Below are 567 nucleotides of genomic sequence, written 5' to 3'. Positions count from 1 at the left end.
CGACCCGGGCGGCGGTGCAGTGCACGGACGTCTCCGGCACCGACTCCAGCGTCCCGACGGCGCCGGCCCGGTCCCCGGCGGCCAGCCGGACGCGGGCCAGGCCGAAGGCGGCGCTGACGTGGTTCGGATCGGTCGACCAGACCAGGCCGTAGTACTCCGCGGCGTTGTCCAACTGGCCGAGGACCTCCGCGCACAGCCCCAGCGCCAGCTTCGGCGCCGGTTCACCGGGGAACGCGTCGTAGACGGCGTCGAAGGCGAGAGCGGCGGTCTCCCGGTCGTTGCTGACCAGCGCGGACAGCCCCCGGTACCAGATCACCCGCCAGTCGTCGGGGTAGTCGGCGGCCAGCCGGGCCACGGCCTGCTCCGCCTGGGCCGTGCGCTCGGCGGCGGCCCCGTCGCCGGTCCGCACCGACTCCAGCAGGGCCCGCAGCTCGCGTAGCCGCAGCTCGATCGAGTCGACCGGCGCGGCACGAAGCGCGGCGGCCAGCTCCGCCGGTTCCACGGCGAGCAGGCCCGCCAGGAAACCGGCGTTGGGGTCGCCCGGGTCCACCCGCGGTACGGGGAGCG

At 76.2% G+C, this 567-nt stretch carries 1 protein-coding gene; it reads right to left on the bottom strand.

Annotated elements, in window-relative coordinates:
* The coding region (locus ACYVE9_RS30320; protein WP_461031055.1) for a tetratricopeptide repeat protein at positions 1-567 on the bottom strand (567 nt) is incomplete at both ends.

This window comes from Streptomyces sparsus, assembly GCF_054776295.1.
Note: the sequence above shows the minus strand (reverse complement) of the source record. Positions and strands in the feature narration are given on the sequence as shown.